The organism is Micromonospora sp. NBS 11-29 (assembly GCF_002140155.1).
Lineage (GTDB): Bacteria > Actinomycetota > Actinomycetes > Mycobacteriales > Micromonosporaceae > Micromonospora.
Genome location: NZ_NAPR01000006.1, coordinates 306,151 through 326,468, shown reverse-complemented (window position 1 = coordinate 326,468; position 20,318 = coordinate 306,151). Strand labels below are relative to the sequence as shown.

Sequence of the window (20,318 nt, the reverse complement as noted above, 5' to 3'; positions counted from 1 at the left end):
GGTCTCGTGGCCGGTCCCGGGACCGGACCGCCGGTAGGGTGAGGGCCGTGATCGGGGCCGAACCGGCCGGCGGGACACGAAACGGGGCGGTGACATGACACCGGTGTGGCGAGTCGCGGACGTGCGCGCGGCGGAGGCGGGCCTGATGGCCACCCTCCCGGCCGGGGCGCTGATGCAACGCGCCGCGGCCGGTCTGGCCCGCCGCTGTGCGCTGCTGCTCGGTGACCGGGGCGGGGTCTACGGCGCCCGGGTGCTGCTGCTGGTCGGCTCCGGCGACAACGGTGGTGACGCCCTCTACGCGGGCGTCCGCCTGGCCCACCGGGGCGCGGCGGTGGACGCCCTGCTCCTCACGCCCGGTCGGGTGCACGCCGACGGCCTGGCCGCGCTGCGTGCCGCCGGCGGGCGGGTGGTCGACCGGCCGTCCGCAATGGTTGACCTGGTGCTCGACGGCATCGTGGGCATCGGCGGCACCGGCGGGCTGCGGGAGACCGCGGAGCAGCTCGCCGCGAGTCTGGCCGAGCGCTGCGGTCGGGACGGCACGCCGGCCACGGTGGTCGCGGTGGACGTGCCGAGCGGCGTCGCGGTGGACACCGGGCACGTTCCGCTGACCGACGCCGGGCGGGCGAACGCGGTCCGCGCCGACGTGACCGTGGCGTTCGGCGCGCTCAAGCCGGCTCTGGTGGTCGGCCCGGCCGCCGCGCTCGCCGGGCAGGTGGAGCTGGTCGACATCGGGCTGACGCCGTGGCTGCGCGGCACGCCCGCGCTGCGGGTGACCGAGTGGTCGGACCTGGTCGACTGGTGGCCCACGCTCGGTGCGTCCGCGGAGAAATACTCCCGTGGGGTGGTCGGGGTGGCGACCGGGTCGGCCACCTATCCGGGTGCGGCGGTGCTGTCGGTGGGCGGCGCGTTGGCCGGTCCCACCGGCCTGGTCCGCTACGCGGGCGGCGCCCGGGCCGAGGTGGTGCACCAGCATCCCTCGGTGATCGCCACCGGCCGGGTCGCCGACGCCGGGCGGGTGCAGGCCTGGGTCTGCGGCTCGGGGCTCGGCACCGGCGAGGAGTCCGCCGCCGAGCTGCGCGCGGTGCTGGCCGCGCCGGTGCCGGTGGTGCTGGACGCCGACGCGCTCACCCTGCTGGTCGACGGCAAACTGGCCGACCGGCTGCGCGGGCGGGACGCCCCGATCGTGGTGACCCCGCACGACCGTGAGTACGCCCGGCTCTCCGGCGAGATGCCCGGCGAGGACCGGGTCAACGCGGCGCTGCGGCTGGCCGCCTGGATGAACGCGGTGGTGCTGCTCAAGGGCGATCGGACGATCGTCGGCACGCCCGACGGACGGGCCTACGTCAACCCGACCGGCACTCCGGCGCTGGCCACCGGCGGCACCGGCGACGTGCTGGCCGGGCTGCTCGGTTCGCTGCTCGCCGCCGGGTTCGCTCCCGAGCGGGCGGCTGCCGCGGCGGCGTACCTGCACGGGCTGGCCGGTCGGGAGGCGGCGCGCGGCGGTCCGGTGACCGCGCCCGACGTGGCCACCGCGCTGCGGCCGGTGCTGGCCCGCCTGGGTTGACCCCCGCGGCCCCTGGTTCGTGACGCCGGCCGTGCGGCTCACGGCCACGATGATCACCGGCGGAAGTAGGCTGAGGGTATGTGGCAGTCGGAGGTACGCGTCGACCTGGACGCGATCCGGGAGAACGTGGCCCGGCTCAAGGCGGGCACCAGCGCCGAGCTGATGGCGGTGGTGAAGGCCGACGGGTACGGGCACGGCATGCTGCCGGCGGCCCGCGCGGCACTCGACGCCGGGGCGGACCAGCTCGGCGTCTGCACCCTCGACGAGGCGCTCCGGCTGCGGCAGGAGGGGATCACCGCGCCGGTGCTGGCCTGGCTGCTCGATCCCGGCCTGCCGCTGCACGACGGGATCGCGGTCGGGGTCGACCTCGGCTGCGCCGGCCTGACCCAGCTCGACGAGATGATCGAGGCGAGTCGGCGGGCGGGTCGTCCGGCCCGGCTGCACCTGAAGATCGACACCGGGCTGTCCCGCGGTGGCGCCACCGTCGCCGACTGGCCGGCGCTGCTGGAGGCCGCCGCGAAGGCGCAGGCCGACGGCCTGGTCGAGGTGGTCGGCGTGTGGAGCCATTTCGTGTACGCGGACTCGCCCGGCCACCCCACCACGGACCGTCAGCTCGCCGTCTTTCACGAGGGGCTGGAGATGGTGGCCCGCGCCGGCCTGCGGCCCCGCTACCGACACCTGGCCAACTCGGCGGCCACGCTGACCCGGCCGGACACGCACTTCGATCTCGTCCGCCCCGGCATCGCCATCTACGGCCTGTCGCCGATCGCGGGCGAACGCTTCGGCCTACGTCCGGCGATGACCGCCCGCGCCCGGGTGATGCTCACCAAGCGCGTCCCGGCCGGCACCGGCGTCTCCTACGGCCACACCTACCTCACCCAGAACGCGAGCAATCTGGCGGTGGTGCCGCTCGGCTACGCCGACGGGGTGCCCCGGCACGCCTCGAACACCGGCCCGGTGCTGCTCGCCGGCGAGCGGCGCACCATCTCGGGGCGGGTCTGCATGGACCAGTTCGTGGTCGACTGCGGCGACGACGAGGTGGCCGCCGGTGACGTGGCGACGCTGTTCGGCAGCGGAGCGGACGGCGAGCCCACCGCGGACGACTGGGCCGAGGCGGTCGGCACCATCAACTACGAGATCGTGACCCGGTTCGGGGGCGTCCGGGTGCCGCGCGTCTACGACGGCGAGCGGCCGTGAGTCTCCGGGTGCCCCGGCCACGCGGTGCCGCCGGCAAGGTCGCCGGGCTGGTCGGCGCCGCCGTCGGGGTGGCCGCCGCCGGGCTCGCGGCGGGCGTGGTCAGTGAGCGCGTGCTGGTCCGCCGGCTCAAGAAGGACCCCGCCGACCGGTACGCCCAGGAGGTCTTCGGCTCACCACGGTACGACGAGGCGCGCCGGCTGGAGATGCCGGACGGCACCGACATCCACGTGGAGGTGGTCGAGCCGACCCGGCCGGTGGCCGGCCACCCGACCGTCGTGCTGGTGCACGGCTTCTGCCTGGACATGGGCACGTTCCACTTCCAGCGCAAGCTGCTCGCCGAGCGGGGCGACTACCGGGTGGTCGCGTACGACCAGCCGGGGCACGGCCGGTCCGGGAGGCTGGAGACCGGCGAGTACGACCTGGCCGCGCTGGGGCGCACGCTGCGCCGGGTGCTCGACGAGGTGGCTCCGGAGGGGCCGCTGGTGCTGGTCGGACACTCGATGGGCGGCATGACGATCATGGCGTTGGCCGAGCTGTATCCGGAGCTGTTTGGCGACCGGGTGATCGGCACCGTGCTGATGGCGACCTCCGGCGGTCTGGTGGCCGAGGCCAAGCTGGTTGCCCCCGCGTTGCTCGGCCGGGTCGGCGCGCCGGTGCTCTACATGATGAGCAACGCCACCCGGTACGGCGGCACGGTGATCGACAAGGCCCGTAAGTCGACCTCCAACGTGGCCTGGCTGCTCACCCGCAGGTACGGCTTCGGCACCCCGAGGCCCAGCCCGGCCCTGGTGTCGTACGTCGAGATGATGAACTCGCGCACCTCGGCCGACACGGTCACCCGTTACCTGCGGACGCTTGCCACCCACTCGCGCTTCCCGGCGCTTGCCGCGCTGGCCGGCACCCCGGTGCTGGTGATCGTGGGGGACAAGGACATGATCACACCGGTGACCCACTCCGAGGAGATTGTCCGGCGGCTGCCGCACGCCGAGTTCGTGAAGATCCACGACAGCGGGCACGTGGTGATGCTGGAACACGCCGACGAGGTCAACGCGGCGCTGGAGAGCTTCCTGGAGGCGGTCTCCCGGTGACCGTCACGGTGGAGCTGCGGACCGTCGACGACACCCACGGGTTCGGTCGGCGGCTGGCCGGGGTGCTGCGCGCCGGTGACCTGTTGCTGCTCAGTGGGCCGCTGGGTGCCGGCAAGACCGCGTTGACCCAGGGCGTCGGCGCGGGTCTCGGCGTACGCGGCGACATCACCTCACCCACCTTCGTCATCGCCCGGGTGCATCCGCCGGACCCGGCCCGGGGTGGTCGGGTGACGTTGGTGCACGCCGACGCGTACCGCCTCGGTGAGTCGGCCGACCCGCGTGCCGAGATCGACGACCTCGACCTGGACGCCTCGGTGGACGAGGCGGTCACCGTGGTGGAGTGGGGCGAGGGGATGGTCGAGCAGTTGGTCGAGGCGCACCTGCGGGTCCGCATCGACCGGCGCGACGACGACACCCGGGTGGTCACGTTGGAGCCGGCCGGGGGTGACTGGGCGGCCCGGCTGGCGACCCTCGGCTGAACGCTGTCGTACCCGCTGCCTAGAGTCCCGGGGACGACTGCGAAAGGTTGCCGATGCCCGACGACGCCCCCGCCCTCGACCTGATGGCGCTTTTGCCCGAGCCGTGGCGGGAGGTCCTCGCCCCGCACCTCGACCCGGCCCGCACCGCGGCGCTGGCCGAGTTCGTCGCCCGGGAGTACGCGACCGCCACGGTCTTTCCTCCGGTGGAGGATCTGTTCTCCGCCTACCGGCTGTGCGGGCCGGCGCAGACACGGGTGCTCATCCTCGGGCAGGATCCCTACCACAAGGCGGGTCAGGCGCACGGGCTGAGCTTCAGCGTGCGCGAGGGCGTGCCGGTGCCGCCGTCGCTGCGGAACGTCTTCAAGGAGCTGGGCGAGGACCTGGGCGTGCCCAAGCCGCGCAGCGGCAACCTCGACGGCTGGGCGGCGCAGGGCGTGCTGCTGCTCAACTCGGTGCTCACGGTCCGTCAGGCCACCCCCGGCTCGCACGCCAACCGGGGCTGGGAGGAGTTCACCGACGCCACCATCCGGGCGCTCGACGCGCTCGATCAGCGGGTGGTCTTCCTGCTCTGGGGCGGCTACGCGCGCAAGAAGGCGGCGCTGGTGACCAACCCGCGGCACGTGGTGCTGGAGGCCGGGCACCCGAGCCCGATGAACCCGCGCGGCTTCCTCGGCAGCCGTCCGTTCAGCGCGGCCAACAAGGCACTCGCCGACGCCGGCCTGCCCACCGTCGACTGGGAACGCTCAGCCGGCTGACCCGCCCGGCGTTGCGTCGGTGTCGGCAGCCAGGCGCTGCCGGTACCGGCGCAACCNGGTGCGCCGAGCCGGACCTGGATCGGCTCGGGCAGCTCGTCGACCATCCGGGCCCGCAGTTCGCCGTGGCGGGTCAACCAGCGGTGCTCGCCCGGCTCCTCGGGCTCCGGGTGCACCCCGCCCCACTGCTCCCAGCGGGCGTTCCACCGCTGCGCGTGGGCGCGGGTCAGGAACGCGGTGAACGCGGGGGCGTCCCGCCAGCGCACCGCGATCTCGACCGCGTCGACCGGTATCGGCGCACCCTGCAACACCGCCGCCGTGGCGCCGGCCAGCACGTACGGCAGTTCGCCCAGCGCTTTGACCAGACGGTCCAGTCCCAGACCGTCGATCCGCTCGGCCGGGGTCGCGCCGGCCGCCTCGTCGAGCGCCGCGTCCAGGTGGCTGTCCAGTGGTTCCGCCTCGACCCGGAACTGCCGTTCCAGCGCGGTGAGCAGGCGTTCGGCGGTCGTCAGGCTCGGCAGCCGGTCGCCGCGCTCGATCCGGGCGACGGCGGCCTGGCTGAGCCCGGCCCGGTCGGCAAGCGTCTGCTGGGTGAGCCCCGCGCGCTCGCGTTCGTGGCGCAGGATGTGGGCGACCTGCCGGACAAGGCGACTCTCCGTCATCCCCACAGGATGACAACCCGTCGGCGAGCGGTATACCCCAGGGTCATATTTATGACTCACTGGTATATCGCTCGCACCTCGTCCCTTCGGTCGGGGCGTTACCGACAGTGACGGTGCGACGAGAGGACTCGCGGCGGAATCGCCCTGAGGCGGCATCCCCGTTGCGGCAGGGCGGGAACCCACGGCATCGGGGCACGGCGGAGCGGCAAGGGCGGGGCGGTGCGACCAGGCCATGGCGGTGCGGCAGGGCACCACGGTGCGGCAGGGCGGTGGGGTGGCGGCAGGGCGGTGCGGTGCGGCAGGGCCGGGCACGGCAGGGCGGGACGGTGTGGCAGAACGGCGCGCGGTGCGGCGGCGGGGGTGCGACAGGGAACTGCGGTGGCAGGCGTCGCGGGGAAAGCGGAAGGGCTCGGCGAGAGGGCACGGCCAGGGGCGGGCCGCGAGCCGACTAGGCTGGCAAACCGTGCTCGTACTCGTGGTGGACTCCTCGACGCCCGCGGTGACCGCGGCGGTGGCCGAGGTCTCGGCGGACGGCGTCGCGCTCCGGGCGTCCCGGTGCACGGTCGACGCCCGGGCGCACGGCGAGCTGCTCGCGCCGCAGGTCGACGCCGTGCTGGCGGACGTCGGCGCGCGTCCCGCCGACCTGGCCGCGATCGTCGCCGGGCTCGGCCCGGGGCCGTTCACCGGGCTGCGGGTGGGGCTCGTCACCGCCGCCACCATGGGGCAGGTGCTCGGCGTCCCCACGTACGGTGTCTGCTCGCTGGATGGGCTCGGCGACCCGGCGGCCGCCGGCGAGCCGGTGCTGGTCGCGAGCGACGCGCGGCGGCGGGAGGTCTACTGGGCCGTCTACGACGGTGCCGGCCAGCGCGTCGCCGGGCCGGACGTGGCCGCCCCCACGGTCGCCGCGCAGCGGGCCCGCGACCTGGCGGTCACCGTCGCGGTCGGTGACGGCGCGCACCGGTACGCGGACGTGCTCGGGCTGCCGGTGCGGGCCGAGCCGCGGTATCCGGAGCCCCTGGCGCTGGCCCGTCTCGCCGCGGAGCGGATCCGGGCGGGCGCACCGGGCGAGTCGCTCACGCCGCTCTACCTGCGTCGCCCGGACGCCGTCGCGGCCACCGGTCACAAGCCGGTCCTGCGATGAGGCTGAGCCGATTCCGCTGGTGGCACGTCGACGAGGTGCTACCAATCGAGGCGGACCTGTTCGGCGCGGAGCAGTGGTCGCCGGGGATGTTCTGGAACGAACTCGCCAACGGGCACTTCTACCTGGTGGCCACGGACGACGACGGCAGCGTGGCCGGCTACGCCGGCCTGGCGGTGGCCCCGCCGGACGAGGCGTGGGTGCAGAACATCGCGGTCCGCCGGGACGCCCAGCGCCGTGGGATCGGCCGGTTGCTGCTGGAGGCGTTGCTCGCCGAGGCGGCCCGGCGCGGGGTGCGCAGCACGCTGCTGGAGGTCGCCGCGGACAACGGCCCGGCGCAGCGGCTCTACGCGACGTACGGCTTCGAGCCGATCGGCGTGCGGCGCGGCTACTACCAACCGAGCAACACCGACGCGCTGGTCATGCAGCGCAACGAGGACTGACGCGCATGGCTGACGAACCCCTGATCCTCGGCATCGAAACCTCCTGCGACGAGACCGGCGTGGGCATCGTGCGCGGGCACACGCTGCTCGCCGACGCGCTGGCCTCCAGTGTCGAGGAGCACGCCCGGTTCGGTGGCGTGGTGCCCGAGGTTGCCAGTCGCGCCCACCTGGAGGCGATCGTGCCGACCATGGACCGGGCGCTGCGCGAGGCCGGCGTCACCATCGCCGACATCGACGCCATCGCGGTGACCTCCGGGCCGGGCCTGGCCGGGGCGCTGCTCGTCGGCGTCGCCGCGGCCAAGGGGTACGCGGTGGCCGCCGACAAGCCGGTGTACGGGGTGAACCACCTCGCCGCGCACGTGGCGGTGGACACGTTGGAGCACGGTCCGCTGCCCGAGCCGGCGATCGCGCTGCTGGTCTCCGGTGGACACTCCTCCCTGCTCCGGGTCGACGACCTGGCCCGGGGCGTCGTCCCGCTCGGCGCGACCATCGACGACGCGGCCGGTGAGGCGTTCGACAAGGTGGCCCGGCTGCTCGGGCTGCCCTTCCCCGGTGGGCCGTACATCGACCGTGAGGCCCGGGCCGGCGACCCGGCGTCGATCGCCTTCCCGCGCGGGCTGACCGCCGCGAAGGACCTGGCCGCGCACCGGTACGACTTCTCCTTCTCGGGCCTGAAGACGGCGGTGGCCCGTTGGGTGGAGGCGCGGCAGCGGGCCGGCGAGCCGGTGCCGGTGGCCGACGTGGCGGCGTCCTTCCAGGAGGCGGTCTGCGACGTGCTGGTCGGCAAGGCGCTGGACGCGTGCCGCAGCAGCGGCATCGACACGCTGGTGATCGGCGGTGGGGTGGCCGCCAACTCCCGGCTGCGGGCGATGGCCGAGCAGCGGGCCGACAGGTACGGCATCCGGGTGCGTACGCCCCGGCCGAAGCTCTGCACGGACAACGGCGCGATGGTGGCCGCGCTCGGCTCGCACCTGGTCGCCGCGGGCGTCGCCCCGAGCCGGCTGGACCTGCCGGCCGACTCCGCGATGCCGCTGACCGTGGTCAGCGTCTGACCGCAGGAGGGGACCCGACATGATCGTCCGAATGTGGGAGGCGAAGGCCGAGGCGTACGGCTTCGCGGAGCTGATCACCTGGGTGTGCGAGACCGCGCTGCCCGAGTTCGAGCACGACCCGATGCACGTGGCCAGCGAGGTGTTCTCCTCCACCGACCACCGCCTGGTGGTGATCTCCAAGTGGCGGAGCAACCCGCGCGCGTTGCCGGACCCACCGACGAGCCTGGTCGCCCGCCCACCGCACAGTTGGGACTTCACCCAGGTCGACCGCTGAGGTGCAAGGAAGGGCCCCCGCTTAACGCCTCCGGTATAGGCGGGGCCCCTTCTTAACAACCGCTCACGCGCGGCGCATCAGCCGCCAGGTCGTGTACCCGCCGGTGGCCAGCGCGATCAGGAAGACCGCCCAGACGATCCCGGTGCCCACCTGGAGCCCGCCGCCGGTGCCCACGTTCGCCTTGGCGGCCGCGACCAGCGAGTCGCTCTGCGCCGGCGGGAGCGCGGGCGGCGGCAGTTGCTGCCAGCGGACCAGTCCGGTGCTCTCCAGCATGGTCATGTGGTCGTTGACGAACTTGTTGGCGTCCTCGGCGAGCTTGCGCACGATCGGGTCCTTGGTGCTGGCCCGGACCGCGCCGATCACCGGGAAGATGTTGCCGTGGGCGACCCGGAGCCGGGTGACGAAGATCTGGTCGAACTGGGCGCCGGTGGCGTTCTGCATCTCGGTCAGCCACCCCTTCTGCTGGGCCGTCGGGTCCGTCGGCAGGACCGCGCCCAACTTGTTGGCCGCCTCGACCACGAGCTGGTCCAGCACGCCGTGCTGGCGGGCGATCTCCGCGCCGACCTCCCGGACCCGGGCGGACTGGCCCTTCTCGGCGGCCATCGTCCCGGCCGGCATCTCCCAGAGCCCGGCCAGCCGCACGCCGTTGAGCAGCGTCATGTCGGCGGCGTTCATCTGCACGCCGGGGTTGGGCGCGGCCTGGGCCGCCCCGGGAAGGACGCCGATCCCCGCGCCGAGCACGACGAGCGGCAGGATCACCCGGTGCGCCAGCCGGCGACGTACGGAATTCAGCGATGCCATGGTTGCGGTGCCTCCTCGGTCCGGACCGGTACGCGGGGTCGCGGACGGCCGCGCCCGCGGGCCGCCCGTCCGCACCTTGGTACGGACCGTCGGGCCGATCAGTTCAGCGGGTCGGCCAGGAGGCGTTCGAAGGCCAGCTCCGCCGCGCCGATCAGCGCCGCGTCGTCACCGAGTTCCGGGGTACGCAGCCGCACGTGCTCCAGGCAGGCGGGCAGCCCGTTGGAGTTGAGCCGGCTGCGCACCTGGGCGGCGGCGGCCAGGTAGAGGTCGCGCATGGTGCCGCCGAAGATGACCATCTCCGGGTTGAAGATGTTGACCAGGTTGGCCACGCCGAAGCCGAGCCAGTCGCCGGCCTGCCGGACCGCGCTCTGCGCGCGGGCGTCGCCCCGGTCGGCGGCGTCGAAGAGGGTCAGCAGGGCGTCCCGGCCGCGCGCCTCGGCCCGACCGGCGGCGCGCAGCAGCCCGTACTCGCCGATCTCGGTCTCCCAGCAGCCGCGCCGGCCGCAGTCGCAGCGCATGCCGTCACGCACCACGACCATGTGGCCGACCTCGCCGCCGTAGCCGCCGTGCCCGGTCAGCCGCCGGCCGCCGGCGATGATGCCGGCGCCGACGCCCACGTCGCCGTACAGGTAGAGGACGTTGTCGCAGCCCGTGGCCGCGCCCCGGGCGTGCTCGGCGAAGGCGGCCACGTCGGCCACGTTGCCCACCGTGATGGGTACGTCGATGCCCAGCTCGGTGGCGAGCGCCGCGCCGATCGGCTCGTCCACCCATCCGGTGGTGGGACTGAGTCGCACCAGCCCGTCGTCGCGGCGCACCATGCCGCAGACCGCCACGCCGGCACCGACGCACACCGAGTCCGTCGGCACCGCCTGGTGCATCTCCTTGACCGCGCCGGCCAGCAGCGGGGCGGCCTCCCCGGCGACGAGGGTGCGCGGTCNCGGACGACCAGTGACGGTCGTCCGGCCCGGCCGGTCTCCTTGGGCGTACCCTCGCTGACCAGCCCGGCGCCGGCCAGGTCGGCGGTGAGCGCGCCGATGGTGCTGCGGTTGAGCCCGAGGGCGGTGGTCAGCTCCGCCCGGGTGGTGGCCCCGTGCACGTGCACGTAGCGGAGCAATGCGCCCAGGTTCTGCCGGCGGATCTCGTCCTGGCTCGGTCCCGTGCGCATTGCCACAGCCATGTTCGTCCGTACCCGGGGTCAGCGCGTGCCGGTGGCGGCGGCGCGTCGTCTCGACAACGCGTCGATGGTCGCCGCGGCGAGCAGCACCACGCCGGTGACCACGAACTTGACGCCCGAGCTGTATCCCATCAGCCCCATGCCGTTGTCGATCACCGCGACCACCGCGCCACCGAGCACGGCGTCGACGACGCGGCCCTTGCCGCCGAAGAGGCTGGTGCCACCGATCACGGCCGCCCCGACGGCGTAGAGCAGCACGTTGCTGCCGCCGGTGTTGGGGTCGACCGAGTTGGCCCGGCTGGCCGCCACGATGCCACCGATGGCGGCCATGCCGGAGGCGATGACGAAGACGGAGATGCGGATCCGGTCCACGCTGATGCCGGCCCGGCGGGCCGCCTCGGCGTTGCCGCCGACCGCGTAGATGTGCCGGCCGTAGCTGGTGCGCTGGAGCACGAAGGTCCAGACGACCAGCAGCAGCGCGATGATCGGCACCACGATCGGCACGCCCTTGAGCGAGGTGACCAGCACGTTGCGGCTGCGCTCCAGGTTGAGCACGTAGACCGCCACGCCGAGGATCACGGCGAGGCCGCCGACCCGGGCGGCGACCACCGCGATCGGGTCGGTGAGCAGGCCCCGGGCGGCGCGGTTGCGGTGCCGCAGGAGCTGCACGGCCGCGTACCCGGCGACGGCCAGCGCGGCCAGCGCCCAGCCGAGCGCGGGCGAGAGGTTGCGGTTGGCGATCGCCACCAGCACGTCGTCGCGGACCGCGATGTTGGCGCCCTCGTCCATGAGCGTCAGCACGACGCCCTGGAAGGCGAGGAAGCCGGCGAGCGTGACCACGAAGGACGGGATGCCGNGGCGAGCACGGCCACGTACCAGGGGTAGCCGAGCACGGTGACCACGTTGGCCAGGATCGCCGCGCAGACGCCGCTGGCGAAGCCGGCGGAGAGGTCGATCTCGCCGAGCAGCAGGACGAAGACCAGGCCCATCGCGATCAGCGTGACCGCCGCGCCCTGGGTGAACAGGTTGGCGAGGTTGCCGGCGGTGAAGAACGACGGGCGGGCGATCGAGAAGCCCACGGCGAGCGCGATCAGCATGATCACCGCGGGCAGGGCGCCGATGTCGCCGCCGCGTACCCGACGCCAGTAGTTGCTCACGTGGCTGCCCAGCGTCGGTGCCGGGGCGACGCTGGCCGGGCCTTCCTTCTTCACGACGGTGGCGGTCATCGGACGGCTCCTGGAGTGGTGTCGGCGGGCTTGGCGCCGCTGCCGTTGCTACCCGGTTCGCCGGCGAGGCCGAGGTCGCCGGAGCGGCCGGCGGTGATCAGCTCGACCACCTGCGAGTGGGTGATGTCGGTGGTCTTCACCTGGGCGACCATCTGACCGAGGTAGAGGGCGGCGATCCGGTCGGAGACGGCGAAGACATCGTTCATGTTGTGCGAGATGAGCACCACGGCCAGGCCCTTGTCGGCCAGGCGGCGGACCAGTTCCAGCACCTGGGCGGTCTGCGCGACGCCGAGTGCGGCGGTCGGCTCGTCCAGGATGACCAGCTTGCTGTTCCAGAGCACCGCCTTGGCGATGGCGACGGTCTGCCGCTGGCCGCCGGAGAGGCTGGACACGTGCTGACGCAGCGACTTCACGGTGCGGACGCTCAGGCCGGCCAGGGTCTCGGCGGCCATCTGCTCCATGGTCGGCTCGTCGAGCACGAGGCCGCTGCGCTTCTCCCGGCCGAGGAACATGTTCTGCACGATGTCGAGGTTGTCGCAGAGCGCCAGGTCCTGGTAGACGACCTCGATCCCGAGCGCGGCGGCGTCCCGGGGGCTGTTGATGCTGACCGGCCGGCCGTCGAAGACGAACTCGCCGGAGTCGGTGGGGTAGATGCCGCTGATGCACTTGACCAGGGTCGACTTGCCGGCGCCGTTGTCACCGACGAGCGCGGTCACCTCGCCGGGGTACGCGGTGAACGCGACGTCGCGCAGCACCTGGACGGGACCGAAGCTCTTGTCGATCCCGCGTAGCTCCAGCAGGGGGGTTGCGGACACGGGGGTCTCCTTTGGGCGGAGGGAGGTCTCGGATCCCGTCCGGCGTGGGCGCCGCCCGGCACGGGGAGACTCCCGTGCCGGGCGACGCCGCCTGAGGCGGGTGGGTCAGCTCACGCCGTTGTCGGTGCAGAGCTTGGCGAAGGCGCCGGAGCAGAGCTCGTCCTTGGTGACGTAGCCGTCGGCCACGACGTCCTTGACGTTCTCCTTGTAGATCGCCTTCGGCTCCAGCAGCACGGCCGGCACGTCCCGGTTGCCCTCCGGGTCCTTGACCGTCTGACCGGTGTCCTTCCGCTCACCCTTGGCGAGCGCGATGGCCAGCTCGGAGGCGGCGTCCGCCTCCTTCTTGACCGCCTTGTAGACGGTCATGCACTGGTCACCGGCGAGGATGTTCTGCAGGCCCTCCTTGGTGGCGTCCTGACCGGTCACCGGGACCTTGCCGTTGAGCTTGTTCTTCTTCAGCACCGAGATGGCCGCGTTGCCGAGACCGTCGTTGGCGGCGAGCACGCCGTCGATCTTGCCGCTGGCCTTGGTGAGCTGCTGCTCGAAGATCGTGGCGGCCTGCGCGTTGTCCCAGGCCGGCACCGAGTCGTCGGCGACCTTGGTGTACTCCTTCGAGTCGAACTTCGGCTTGAGTACCGAGTCGTACCCGTTCTTGAACAGGGTCGCGTTGTTGTCGGTCGGCGAGCCGTTCAGGTAGGAGATCGCCGGGTTCTTCGCGCCCTTGTCGGTCAGGCACTTGCTCAGGCCCTCGCCTTGGAGCTTGCCGACGGCCTCGTTGTCGAAGCTGACGTAGTACTGGGCGGAGCCGCCCAGGGTCAGCCGGTCGTAGTCGATGGTGGCCACACCCTGCGACTTGGCCTTGTCGAGCACGGCCTTGCCGGTGCCGGAGTCCAGGTTGACGATCATCAGCACGTTGACGCCGTTGGTGATCATCTGGTCGGCGATGGTCTGGAACGCGGTCTTGTCGTTCTGCGCGTTCTGGATGTCGGACTCGACCCCGGCGGCGTCGAACGCCTCCTTGAGGAACTTGCGGTCCGCGCCCTCCCAGCGGGCGGAGGACTTGCTGTCCGGCAGGATCACGCCGATCTTCGGCTTCTTGTCGTTCGAACCGCCGGCCTTGTCGTCGGACGAACCGCCGTTGTCACCGCAGGCGGCCATGCTGCCGGTCGCGAGGAGACCGACGGCCGCGAAGGTGAGGAAGCCCTTGCGCATGTGCAGGGTCCTTTCGGGGGGTGGGGGAGTTGCAATCGGTGTTTTGTTGTGTCCGGCAACGTATTCCGCGCTTCCCGTGCTCCGCAAGAGTGCCGAGGTCAGAAGTTTGTTGGCGGCGGTAACAATTCAGCAACGCGGTTGTCACCCGCCCGACACCGGGGCGGAAACGCCCCCACCGGGCCCCGTCGCGGGGGCGGCTCAGCCCGCCGCGATCGGAGCGGTCGTCGCCCCGGTCAGCGCCACCAGGTCGGCCGGCGCGAGTTGCAGTTGCAGGCCCCGGCGGCCCGCCGAGACGTACACGGTCGGATGAGCCAGCGCGGTCGCGTCCACCACGGTCGGCAGCCGCTTGCGTTGACCGAGCGGACTGATCCCGCCCCGCACGTACCCGGTCGCCCGCTCGGCCACCGCCCGGTCGGCCAAGGCGGCCCGCTTGCCACCGACCGCAGCGGCCAGGGCCTTCAGGTCCAACTCGCCGGTGACCGGCACCACCGCCACGGTCAGCGCGCCGTCGACCTCGGTCACCAGCGACTTGAACACCTGCGCCGGCGGCACCCCGAGGGCGGCGGCGACCAGCGCGCCGTAGTTCGGCGCGTCCGGTGAGACGTCGTACGGGTGGGTGCGGTGCGCGATCTTCCGCCTGGTCAGCAGCGCGGTCGCCGGAGTGCCCTGTCCCGCCATGACCGACAAGCTAACCCGGCCGCCGGGACGCGGCGAGTCGAAACGGCGCGTCGGCCGGCGGGGCGGGGTTCAGGTGCGGACCGGGTGGCAGACGAGCACGGTGGGGGCGCCGGCCACCCGGGTCAGCACCAGACTGGCCGCCCCGTCGCCGGTCAGCCGTAGGTCGCGCCGCAGCTTCTCCGGCTCCACCGCGGACCCGCGCTTGAGGATCTCCACCCGGCCGACCCGGCGCTCCCGCAGCAGGGCGCGCAGCCGCTTCAGCGAGAACGGCAGCACGTCGGTGATCTCCAGGCAGCGGGCGAACGGCGAGGGGCGGGCCGCGTCGGCGTACAGGTAGGCGATCGACGGGTCGCCGAGCGTGGCGTCGAGGTCGGCGGCCAGTTCGGCGACCAGGTGCGCGCGCACCACCGCCGGGTCCGGGTCGTAGAGGAACCGCCGTACCGCGCCCACGTCCGCGTCGGCCGTGCCGGTGCCGGTGAGGTGATAAGCGGGGGCCCCGCCTATACCGGAGGCGTTAACAGGGGGCCCTTCCTTGCTCCGCAGGAGGGTGGCGCGGCGGGGGACGTCGGCGAGCGGGCCGCACCAGAGGGCGGCCTCGACCAGGTCGCCGTCGACGCTCACCCACTCCGCCTCGGCGCCCGCCGGGATCAGCGCGTGGTCCAGCCCGGGCGCCACCTTCACCACGGTGCGCGGCACCCGCGCCGCCAGCCCGGTGACGAAGTCCCACGGCGGCGAGTAGGCGTTCGGGTCGAAGATGCGCCGCCCGGTGCCGGCCCGTCGCCGCGCCGGATCGCAGAACACCGCGTCGACCCGGGTCACGTCGAACGCCGTGGCGTCACCGCAGGTGACCGTCAGCAGCTCGGCCAGCCCGGCCGCCTCGGCGTTCGCGACGGCCATCGTCGCGGTCAGCGGGTCGGCCTCCACTCCGTACACCCGGATGCCGGCGCGGGCCGCGGCCAGCGCGTCGGCGCCCAGCCCACAGCCCAGGTCGGCCAGCGTCGTCACGCCCGCCGCGCGCAGCCGCGCGGCCCGCCGGTCGGCGACCACCCGGCGGGTGGCCTGTTCGAGCCCGGGCCGGGTGAGGAACATGCCGGCGGCGACCGCGCCGAACTTGCCCGCCGCCCGTCGGCGCAGCTCCGCCTGGGTCAACGCCGCCGCCGCGAGCCCGCCGGGGATGCCGGCCGAGCGCAGCGCGGCCGCCGCCGCCAGCGGGTCGCCGCCGGCCACCCGCTCGGCCGCGGCGAGCGCGGCCGACCCCTCGGGGGTACGCAGCGCGGCGAGCTGGTCGAGATCCACCCGCCCATTCTCCCGACCCGTTCCCGGGGCGACACGGTGGGCGACGCGTTGGCACTCTCCTTGACGGAGTGCTAGCCGAGGAATAACCTGCGATTAGCACTCTCACCCTGAGGGTGCCAACGCCCGGGCCCTGGTGCCCGGGGGTTGAGCGCCAGGCGGACCGGCACCCGCGACGACGGCCCCGCCCGGTGGCATGTGGCAGATTGACGCTGGTCGGCACGCCGGCCGGCAACGACACCAAGTACCCGGGAGGGTATGCCCGTGACTACCGCGACCAAGGTTGCGATCAAGCCGCTCGAGGACCGCATCGTGGTCCAGGCGAACGAGGCCGAGACCACCACCGCCTCGGGCATCGTGATCCCCGACACCGCCAAGGAGAAGCCGCAGGAGGGCACCGTCCTCGCTGTCGGCCCGGGCCGGATCGACGACAAGGGCAACCGCGTGCCGATCGACGTCTCCGTCGGCGACACCGTCCTCTACTCGAAGTACGGCGGCACCGAGGTCAAGTACGCCGGCGAGGAGTACCTGGTGCTCTCCGCCCGCGACGTCCTCGCGGTCATCGAGAAGTAAGCAACCGATCCGTGTCGTTGCCCCGGTCCGGCTCGCCGGGCCGGGGCAACGGCGCTTCGAAGGGATACTGATGGCGAAGATCCTGAGCTTCTCGGACGACGCCCGGCACCTGCTGGAGCACGGTGTCAACGCCCTCGCGGACGCGGTCAAGGTCACCCTCGGCCCACGCGGGCGCAACGTCGTCCTGGACAAGAAGTTCGGTGTGCCCACGATCACCAACGACGGCGTGACCATCGCCAAGGAGATCGAGCTCACCAACCCGTACGAGAACCTCGGCGCGCAACTGGTCAAGGAGGTGGCGACCAAGACCAACGACGTCGCCGGCGACGGGACCACCACCGCGACCGTGCTGGCCCAGGCGATGGTCCGCGAGGGCCTGCGCAACGTGGCCGCCGGCACCAACCCGACCGGCCTGAAGCGGGGCATCGACGCGGCGGCCACCAAGGTCTCCGAGGCGCTGCTCGGCAAGGCCGTCGAGGTCGCCGACAAGGAGTCGATCGCGCACGTCGCGACCGTCTCCGCGCAGGACGCCACCATCGGCGAGCTGATCGCCGAGGCGATGGAGAAGGTCGGCCGCGACGGCGTCATCACCGTCGAGGAGGGCTCCGCGCTCACCACCGAGCTGGAGGTGACCGAGGGTCTCCAGTTCGACAAGGGCTTCATCTCGCCGAACTTCGTCACCGACGTGGAGGGGCAGGAGGCGGTCCTGGAGGACCCGTACATCCTGATCACCACGCAGAAGATCTCGGCCATCGAGGAGCTGCTGCCGCTGCTGGAGAAGGTCCTCCAGAACAACAAGCCGCTGCTCATCATCGCCGAGGACGTCGAGGGTCAGGCCCTGTCCACGCTGGTGGTCAACGCCATCCGCAAGACCGTCAAGGTCTGCGCGGTGAAGGCCCCCGGCTTCGGCGACCGCCGTAAGGCGATGCTCCAGGACATGGCGATCCTGACCGGCGCCGAGCTGGTCGCCCCGGAGCTGGGCTACAAGCTCGACCAGGTCGGCCTGGAGGTGCTGGGCACCGCCCGTCGCGTCGTGGTCGACAAGGAGAACACCACCGTCGTCGACGGTGGCGGCCAGGCCACCGAGGTCGCCGACCGGGTCGCGCAGATCCGCAAGGAGATCGAGGCCTCGGACTCCGAGTGGGACCGGGAGAAGCTGGCCGAGCGGCTGGCGAAGCTCTCTGGCGGCATCGCGGTGATCAAGGTCGGCGCGGCCACCGAGGTCGAGATGAAGGAGCGCAAGCACCGCATCGAGGACGCCATCGCCGCGACCAAGGCCGCGGTCGAGGAGGGTACGGTCCCGGGTGGCGGCGCTGCCCTGGCCCAGATCCTGCCGGTGCTCGACGACGACCTGGGCTTCACCGGTGACGAGAAGGTCGGCGTCTCGATCGTGCGCAAGGCACTGGTCGAGCCGCTGCGCTGGATCGCCCAGAACGCCGGCCACGACGGCTACGTGGTGGTGCAGAAGGTCGTCGGCCAGGAGTGGGGCACCGGCCTCGACGCGGCCGTCGGCGAGTACGTCGACCTGGCCAAGTCCGGCATCATCGACCCGGTGAAGGTGACCCGCAACGCGGTCACCAACGCCGCCTCGATCGCCGGCCTGCTGCTCACCACCGAGAGCCTCGTGGTGGAGAAGCCGGCCGAGCCGGCGCCGGCCGCCGCCGGCGGGCACGGCCACGGTCACGGCCACCAGCACGGCCCGGGCTTCTGACCCGAGGAGTACGACCGACGTCAGGGCACACCGCCGATCCGGCGGTGTGCCCTGACGCGTATCCGCTTACGGAACGGTGACGAGATTGGCAGCCGGCCCGGCGGGTCGACCAGACTGGGCCGCGTGAGCACGATCTCCCGCCGTCGGGCGGCACTGGTCGGTGTCGTCGCCGCCGTGGTGGCACTCGGCAGCGCCGAGCCGGTGGCCGTCCTGACCGGTCCCCGGTCCGCCCCGCTGATCGCGGTCGGCGGACTCGTCGTCGACCTGGTGCCCGAGCCGCTCAAGCAGTTCGCCATCGACGTCTTCGGCACGTACGACAAGATGGCGCTGCTGGTCGGCACGGCGCTGCTGCTGGCGGGCTTCGCGGCGCTGCTCGGCCTGGCGGCGGCCCGGCGACCGGCGGTCGGCCTGGCCGGCATCGCCGCGTTCGCCGCGCTCGGGGTCGCCGCCGCGCTGACCCGGGCCGGCGCGGACGCGTTCGACGCGCTGCCCTCCCTGGTCGGCGCCGGTCTGGGCGTGCTCACGCTCTGGTCCTTCGTGGCCGGCCCGTTGCGGCCCGATGCCGCCCGGCCGGGTCTCAACCGGCCCGACCTGGCCGATGGTGCTGGGTCGGACCGGGCCGGGACGCTGCGGACCCCGCCCACGCCGTCCCCGGCGGTCGCCGCGCTCGCGGGCGAAGAGGAGGTTCCGGGCGGCTGGGAGCCGGTCCAGCGCGACGACCCCGAGTCGCGGCGTCGCTTCCTGCGCGGCGTCGGCCTGCTGACCGGTGCGGCGGCGGTGGCCGGGCTCGGCGGGCACTGGCTGGCCGGGCGGCGCGGCGTCTCGGCGGCGCGGGAGGCGGTGACGCTGCCCGCTCCGGCGGCACCCGTACCGCCGGTGCCGGCCGGCGCCGACCTGTCCCTGCCCCGGCTCGCCCCCTACGTCACCCCGAACCGGGAGTTCTACCGGATCGACACCGCGCTGGTGGTGCCGCAGGTGGATCCGGTCACCTGGCGGTTGCGCATCCACGGCCGGGTGCGCAACCCGATCGAGCTGAGCTTCGACGAGCTGCTCGCCCGACCGATGGTCGAGCGCTACGTGACCCTGGCGTGCGTCTCCAACGAGGTGGGTGGCGACCTGATCGGCAACGCCCGCTGGCTCGGTGTGCCGATCAAGGCGCTGCTGGACGAGGCCGGACCGGAGGAGGGCGCGGACCAGGTGGTCGGCCGCGCGGTGGACGGCTGGACCTGCGGCGCCCCCACGGCGGTGCTGCGCGACGGACGGGACGCGTTGCTCGCGGTCGGGATGAACGGCGAGCCGTTGCCGGTGGAGCACGGCTTCCCGGTGCGGATGGTGGTGCCCGGCCTCTACGGCTACGTCTCGGCGTGCAAGTGGCTGACCGAACTGGAGCTGACCAGCTTCGCCGACTTCGACGCGTACTGGGTGCCGCGCGGCTGGTCCGCCCAGGGCCCGGTGAAGACCCAGTCCCGGATCGACACGCCCCGCGCCCGTAGCCGGCCGGCCGCCGGCCCGGTGACGGTCGCCGGGGTGGCGTGGGCGCAGCACCGCGGCATCCGCCGCGTCGAGGTACGCGTCGACGACGGCCCCTGGCGGGAGGCGACGCCGGCCGAGGCGGTGTCGTCGGACACCTGGGTCCAGTGGTCCTGGCGCTGGGAGGCCACCCCGGGCGAGCACACCCTTCAGGTACGCGCCACCGACGCGACCGGCGAGACCCAACCGGAGCAGCGCAGCCCGCTGGCCCCGGACGGCGCGACCGGCTGGCACACCGTCCGGGTCACCGTCGCCTGACCGCCTCGCCGGCTGCGCGGCCCGCTGCCCGATGGCGGCGCCGGGAGGTCGACGGATCAGGTGTGGACCGAGCTATGACGATCATCGGGTCCATCAGCTGCGGTGGCCGGAGGATGCGGCTTCGCCGCCGCTCTTCGCTACGCGCTCGCGCCGCGTCGAGCTTGCGTCGCAGACCGGCTGGTGTACGCGGCGATGACCTCAAACTCACCTGCCTGGACAGGACGACGACGCCGCGCCCCGAAATCCGGGGCGCGGCGTCGAGAGTGATGCGGTGCGGTCAGGCGACCTTGCGCTGGTCCGGCACGGCGGTCTTGTGCGACCGGCCGAGGCGGGCCTCCAGTCGGGCGACGTCCACCCGGGCCTGCCGGCGGTCGGCCGCGTCCTCCCAGCCGAGGGCG

General features: G+C 73.3%; 17 protein-coding genes and 4 pseudogenes. 12 read left to right on the top strand and 9 right to left on the bottom strand.

What is annotated here, in order from left to right:
* Positions 1 to 94: 94 nt before the first annotated feature.
* From B1205_RS09170 to ung, 5 genes are all read left to right on the top strand, one after another.
* Complete coding sequence (locus B1205_RS09170; RefSeq protein ID WP_089155211.1) at positions 95 to 1,564, top strand: NAD(P)H-hydrate dehydratase; 1,470 nt, start codon at positions 95 to 97, stop codon at positions 1,562 to 1,564.
* 78 nt (positions 1,565 to 1,642) lie between these two features.
* The gene (gene alr, locus B1205_RS09165) at positions 1,643 to 2,761 is read left to right on the top strand and encodes an alanine racemase (protein ID WP_089155210.1); all 1,119 of its coding nucleotides are present in this window, start codon (positions 1,643 to 1,645) and stop codon (positions 2,759 to 2,761) included.
* The gene (locus B1205_RS09160; RefSeq protein WP_089155209.1) at positions 2,758 to 3,849 is read left to right on the top strand and encodes an alpha/beta fold hydrolase; all 1,092 of its coding nucleotides are present in this window, start codon (positions 2,758 to 2,760) and stop codon (positions 3,847 to 3,849) included. The genes alr and B1205_RS09160 overlap by 4 nt, the downstream gene beginning before the upstream one ends.
* Entirely contained in the window at positions 3,846 to 4,328 is a 483-nt protein-coding gene (gene tsaE / locus B1205_RS09155; RefSeq protein ID WP_089155208.1) for a tRNA (adenosine(37)-N6)-threonylcarbamoyltransferase complex ATPase subunit type 1 TsaE, read from the top strand. The genes B1205_RS09160 and tsaE overlap by 4 nt, the downstream gene beginning before the upstream one ends.
* 53 nt (positions 4,329 to 4,381) lie before the next feature.
* Entirely contained in the window at positions 4,382 to 5,083 is a 702-nt protein-coding gene (gene ung, locus B1205_RS09150; RefSeq protein WP_089155207.1) for a uracil-DNA glycosylase, read from the top strand.
* Positions 5,084 to 5,613: 530 nt separating this feature from the next.
* Here the strand turns inward: ung and B1205_RS31120 are convergent.
* A pseudogene (locus tag B1205_RS31120) lies at positions 5,614 to 5,742 on the bottom strand (helix-turn-helix domain-containing protein); the annotation flags it as partial.
* 463 nt (positions 5,743 to 6,205) lie between these two features.
* Here B1205_RS31120 and tsaB point away from each other — a divergent pair.
* The 4 genes from tsaB to B1205_RS09125 are packed head-to-tail and all read left to right on the top strand — an operon-like array spanning position 6,206 to position 8,649.
* Positions 6,206 to 6,883, top strand: coding sequence for a tRNA (adenosine(37)-N6)-threonylcarbamoyltransferase complex dimerization subunit type 1 TsaB (gene tsaB, locus B1205_RS09140; protein ID WP_089155206.1), 678 nt, complete (start codon positions 6,206 to 6,208; stop codon positions 6,881 to 6,883).
* On the top strand, positions 6,880 to 7,323 hold the full coding sequence (gene rimI, locus B1205_RS09135) for a ribosomal protein S18-alanine N-acetyltransferase (protein WP_089155205.1): 444 nt from the start codon (positions 6,880 to 6,882) through the stop codon (positions 7,321 to 7,323). The genes tsaB and rimI overlap by 4 nt, the downstream gene beginning before the upstream one ends.
* A 5-nt stretch (positions 7,324 to 7,328) precedes the next feature.
* Positions 7,329 to 8,375, top strand: coding sequence for a tRNA (adenosine(37)-N6)-threonylcarbamoyltransferase complex transferase subunit TsaD (gene tsaD, locus B1205_RS09130; RefSeq protein ID WP_089155204.1), 1,047 nt, complete (start codon positions 7,329 to 7,331; stop codon positions 8,373 to 8,375).
* A 19-nt stretch (positions 8,376 to 8,394) separates the two neighbouring features.
* Complete coding sequence (locus tag B1205_RS09125; RefSeq protein ID WP_089155203.1) at positions 8,395 to 8,649, top strand: hypothetical protein; 255 nt, start codon at positions 8,395 to 8,397, stop codon at positions 8,647 to 8,649.
* A gap of 63 nt (positions 8,650 to 8,712) precedes the next feature.
* Here the strand turns inward: B1205_RS09125 and B1205_RS09120 are convergent, their stop codons facing one another.
* The 7 genes and pseudogenes from B1205_RS09120 to B1205_RS09090 form a co-directional block, all read right to left on the bottom strand.
* On the bottom strand, positions 8,713 to 9,450 hold the full coding sequence (locus B1205_RS09120; RefSeq protein WP_089155202.1) for a DUF4142 domain-containing protein: 738 nt from the start codon (positions 9,448 to 9,450) through the stop codon (positions 8,713 to 8,715).
* A 98-nt stretch (positions 9,451 to 9,548) separates the two neighbouring features.
* Positions 9,549 to 10,615 (bottom strand): annotated as a pseudogene (locus tag B1205_RS09115) (ROK family protein).
* A gap of 30 nt (positions 10,616 to 10,645) precedes the next feature.
* Positions 10,646 to 11,850: pseudogene (locus B1205_RS09110) on the bottom strand (sugar ABC transporter permease).
* Positions 11,847 to 12,665 (bottom strand): ATP-binding cassette domain-containing protein, encoded by an 819-nt coding sequence (locus tag B1205_RS09105; protein ID WP_089155201.1) that lies wholly within the window; start codon positions 12,663 to 12,665, stop codon positions 11,847 to 11,849. Before B1205_RS09105 ends, B1205_RS09110 begins: the two are co-directional and overlap by 4 nt.
* Before the next feature lie 105 nt (positions 12,666 to 12,770).
* A complete protein-coding gene (locus B1205_RS09100; protein ID WP_089155200.1) occupies positions 12,771 to 13,877 on the bottom strand; it encodes a sugar ABC transporter substrate-binding protein in 1,107 nt (368 codons plus the stop codon).
* A 198-nt stretch (positions 13,878 to 14,075) separates the two neighbouring features.
* Entirely contained in the window at positions 14,076 to 14,555 is a 480-nt protein-coding gene (gene ybaK, locus B1205_RS09095) for a Cys-tRNA(Pro) deacylase (protein WP_089155199.1), read from the bottom strand.
* A 69-nt stretch (positions 14,556 to 14,624) separates the two neighbouring features.
* Positions 14,625 to 15,851, bottom strand: coding sequence for a class I SAM-dependent methyltransferase (locus tag B1205_RS09090; protein WP_089155198.1), 1,227 nt, complete (start codon positions 15,849 to 15,851; stop codon positions 14,625 to 14,627).
* Positions 15,852 to 16,106: 255 nt separating this feature from the next.
* Here B1205_RS09090 and groES point away from each other — a divergent pair, with 255 nt between their 5' ends.
* From groES to B1205_RS09075, 3 genes are all read left to right on the top strand, one after another.
* Positions 16,107 to 16,421 (top strand): co-chaperone GroES, encoded by a 315-nt coding sequence (gene groES, locus B1205_RS09085; RefSeq protein WP_089155197.1) that lies wholly within the window; start codon positions 16,107 to 16,109, stop codon positions 16,419 to 16,421.
* A 70-nt stretch (positions 16,422 to 16,491) separates the two neighbouring features.
* The gene (gene groL, locus B1205_RS09080) at positions 16,492 to 18,132 is read left to right on the top strand and encodes a chaperonin GroEL (protein ID WP_089155196.1); all 1,641 of its coding nucleotides are present in this window, start codon (positions 16,492 to 16,494) and stop codon (positions 18,130 to 18,132) included.
* Positions 18,133 to 18,255: 123 nt separating this feature from the next.
* Positions 18,256 to 19,920, top strand: coding sequence for a molybdopterin-dependent oxidoreductase (locus tag B1205_RS09075; RefSeq protein ID WP_176308502.1), 1,665 nt, complete (start codon positions 18,256 to 18,258; stop codon positions 19,918 to 19,920).
* 277 nt (positions 19,921 to 20,197) lie between these two features.
* Here B1205_RS09075 and B1205_RS32880 read toward each other — a convergent pair.
* A pseudogene (locus B1205_RS32880) lies at positions 20,198 to 20,318 on the bottom strand (WhiB family transcriptional regulator); the annotation flags it as partial.

What these genes read in the sequence shown, in the direction of transcription:
- B1205_RS09100 (WP_089155200.1), bottom strand. Translation starts at nt 13,877, where the DNA reads ATGCGCAAGGGCTTCCTCACCTTCGCGGCCGTCGGTCTCCTCGCGACC.
- ung (WP_089155207.1), top strand. Translation starts at nt 4,382, where the DNA reads ATGCCCGACGACGCCCCCGCCCTCGACCTGATGGCGCTTTTGCCCGAG.
- B1205_RS09125 (WP_089155203.1), top strand. Translation starts at nt 8,395, where the DNA reads ATGATCGTCCGAATGTGGGAGGCGAAGGCCGAGGCGTACGGCTTCGCG.
- ybaK (WP_089155199.1), bottom strand. Translation starts at nt 14,555, where the DNA reads ATGGCGGGACAGGGCACTCCGGCGACCGCGCTGCTGACCAGGCGGAAG.
- B1205_RS09120 (WP_089155202.1), bottom strand. Translation starts at nt 9,450, where the DNA reads ATGGCATCGCTGAATTCCGTACGTCGCCGGCTGGCGCACCGGGTGATC.
- alr (WP_089155210.1), top strand. Translation starts at nt 1,643, where the DNA reads ATGTGGCAGTCGGAGGTACGCGTCGACCTGGACGCGATCCGGGAGAAC.
- B1205_RS09170 (WP_089155211.1), top strand. Translation starts at nt 95, where the DNA reads ATGACACCGGTGTGGCGAGTCGCGGACGTGCGCGCGGCGGAGGCGGGC.
- tsaD (WP_089155204.1), top strand. Translation starts at nt 7,329, where the DNA reads ATGGCTGACGAACCCCTGATCCTCGGCATCGAAACCTCCTGCGACGAG.
- groL (WP_089155196.1), top strand. Translation starts at nt 16,492, where the DNA reads ATGGCGAAGATCCTGAGCTTCTCGGACGACGCCCGGCACCTGCTGGAG.
- groES (WP_089155197.1), top strand. Translation starts at nt 16,107, where the DNA reads ATGCCCGTGACTACCGCGACCAAGGTTGCGATCAAGCCGCTCGAGGAC.
- rimI (WP_089155205.1), top strand. Translation starts at nt 6,880, where the DNA reads ATGAGGCTGAGCCGATTCCGCTGGTGGCACGTCGACGAGGTGCTACCA.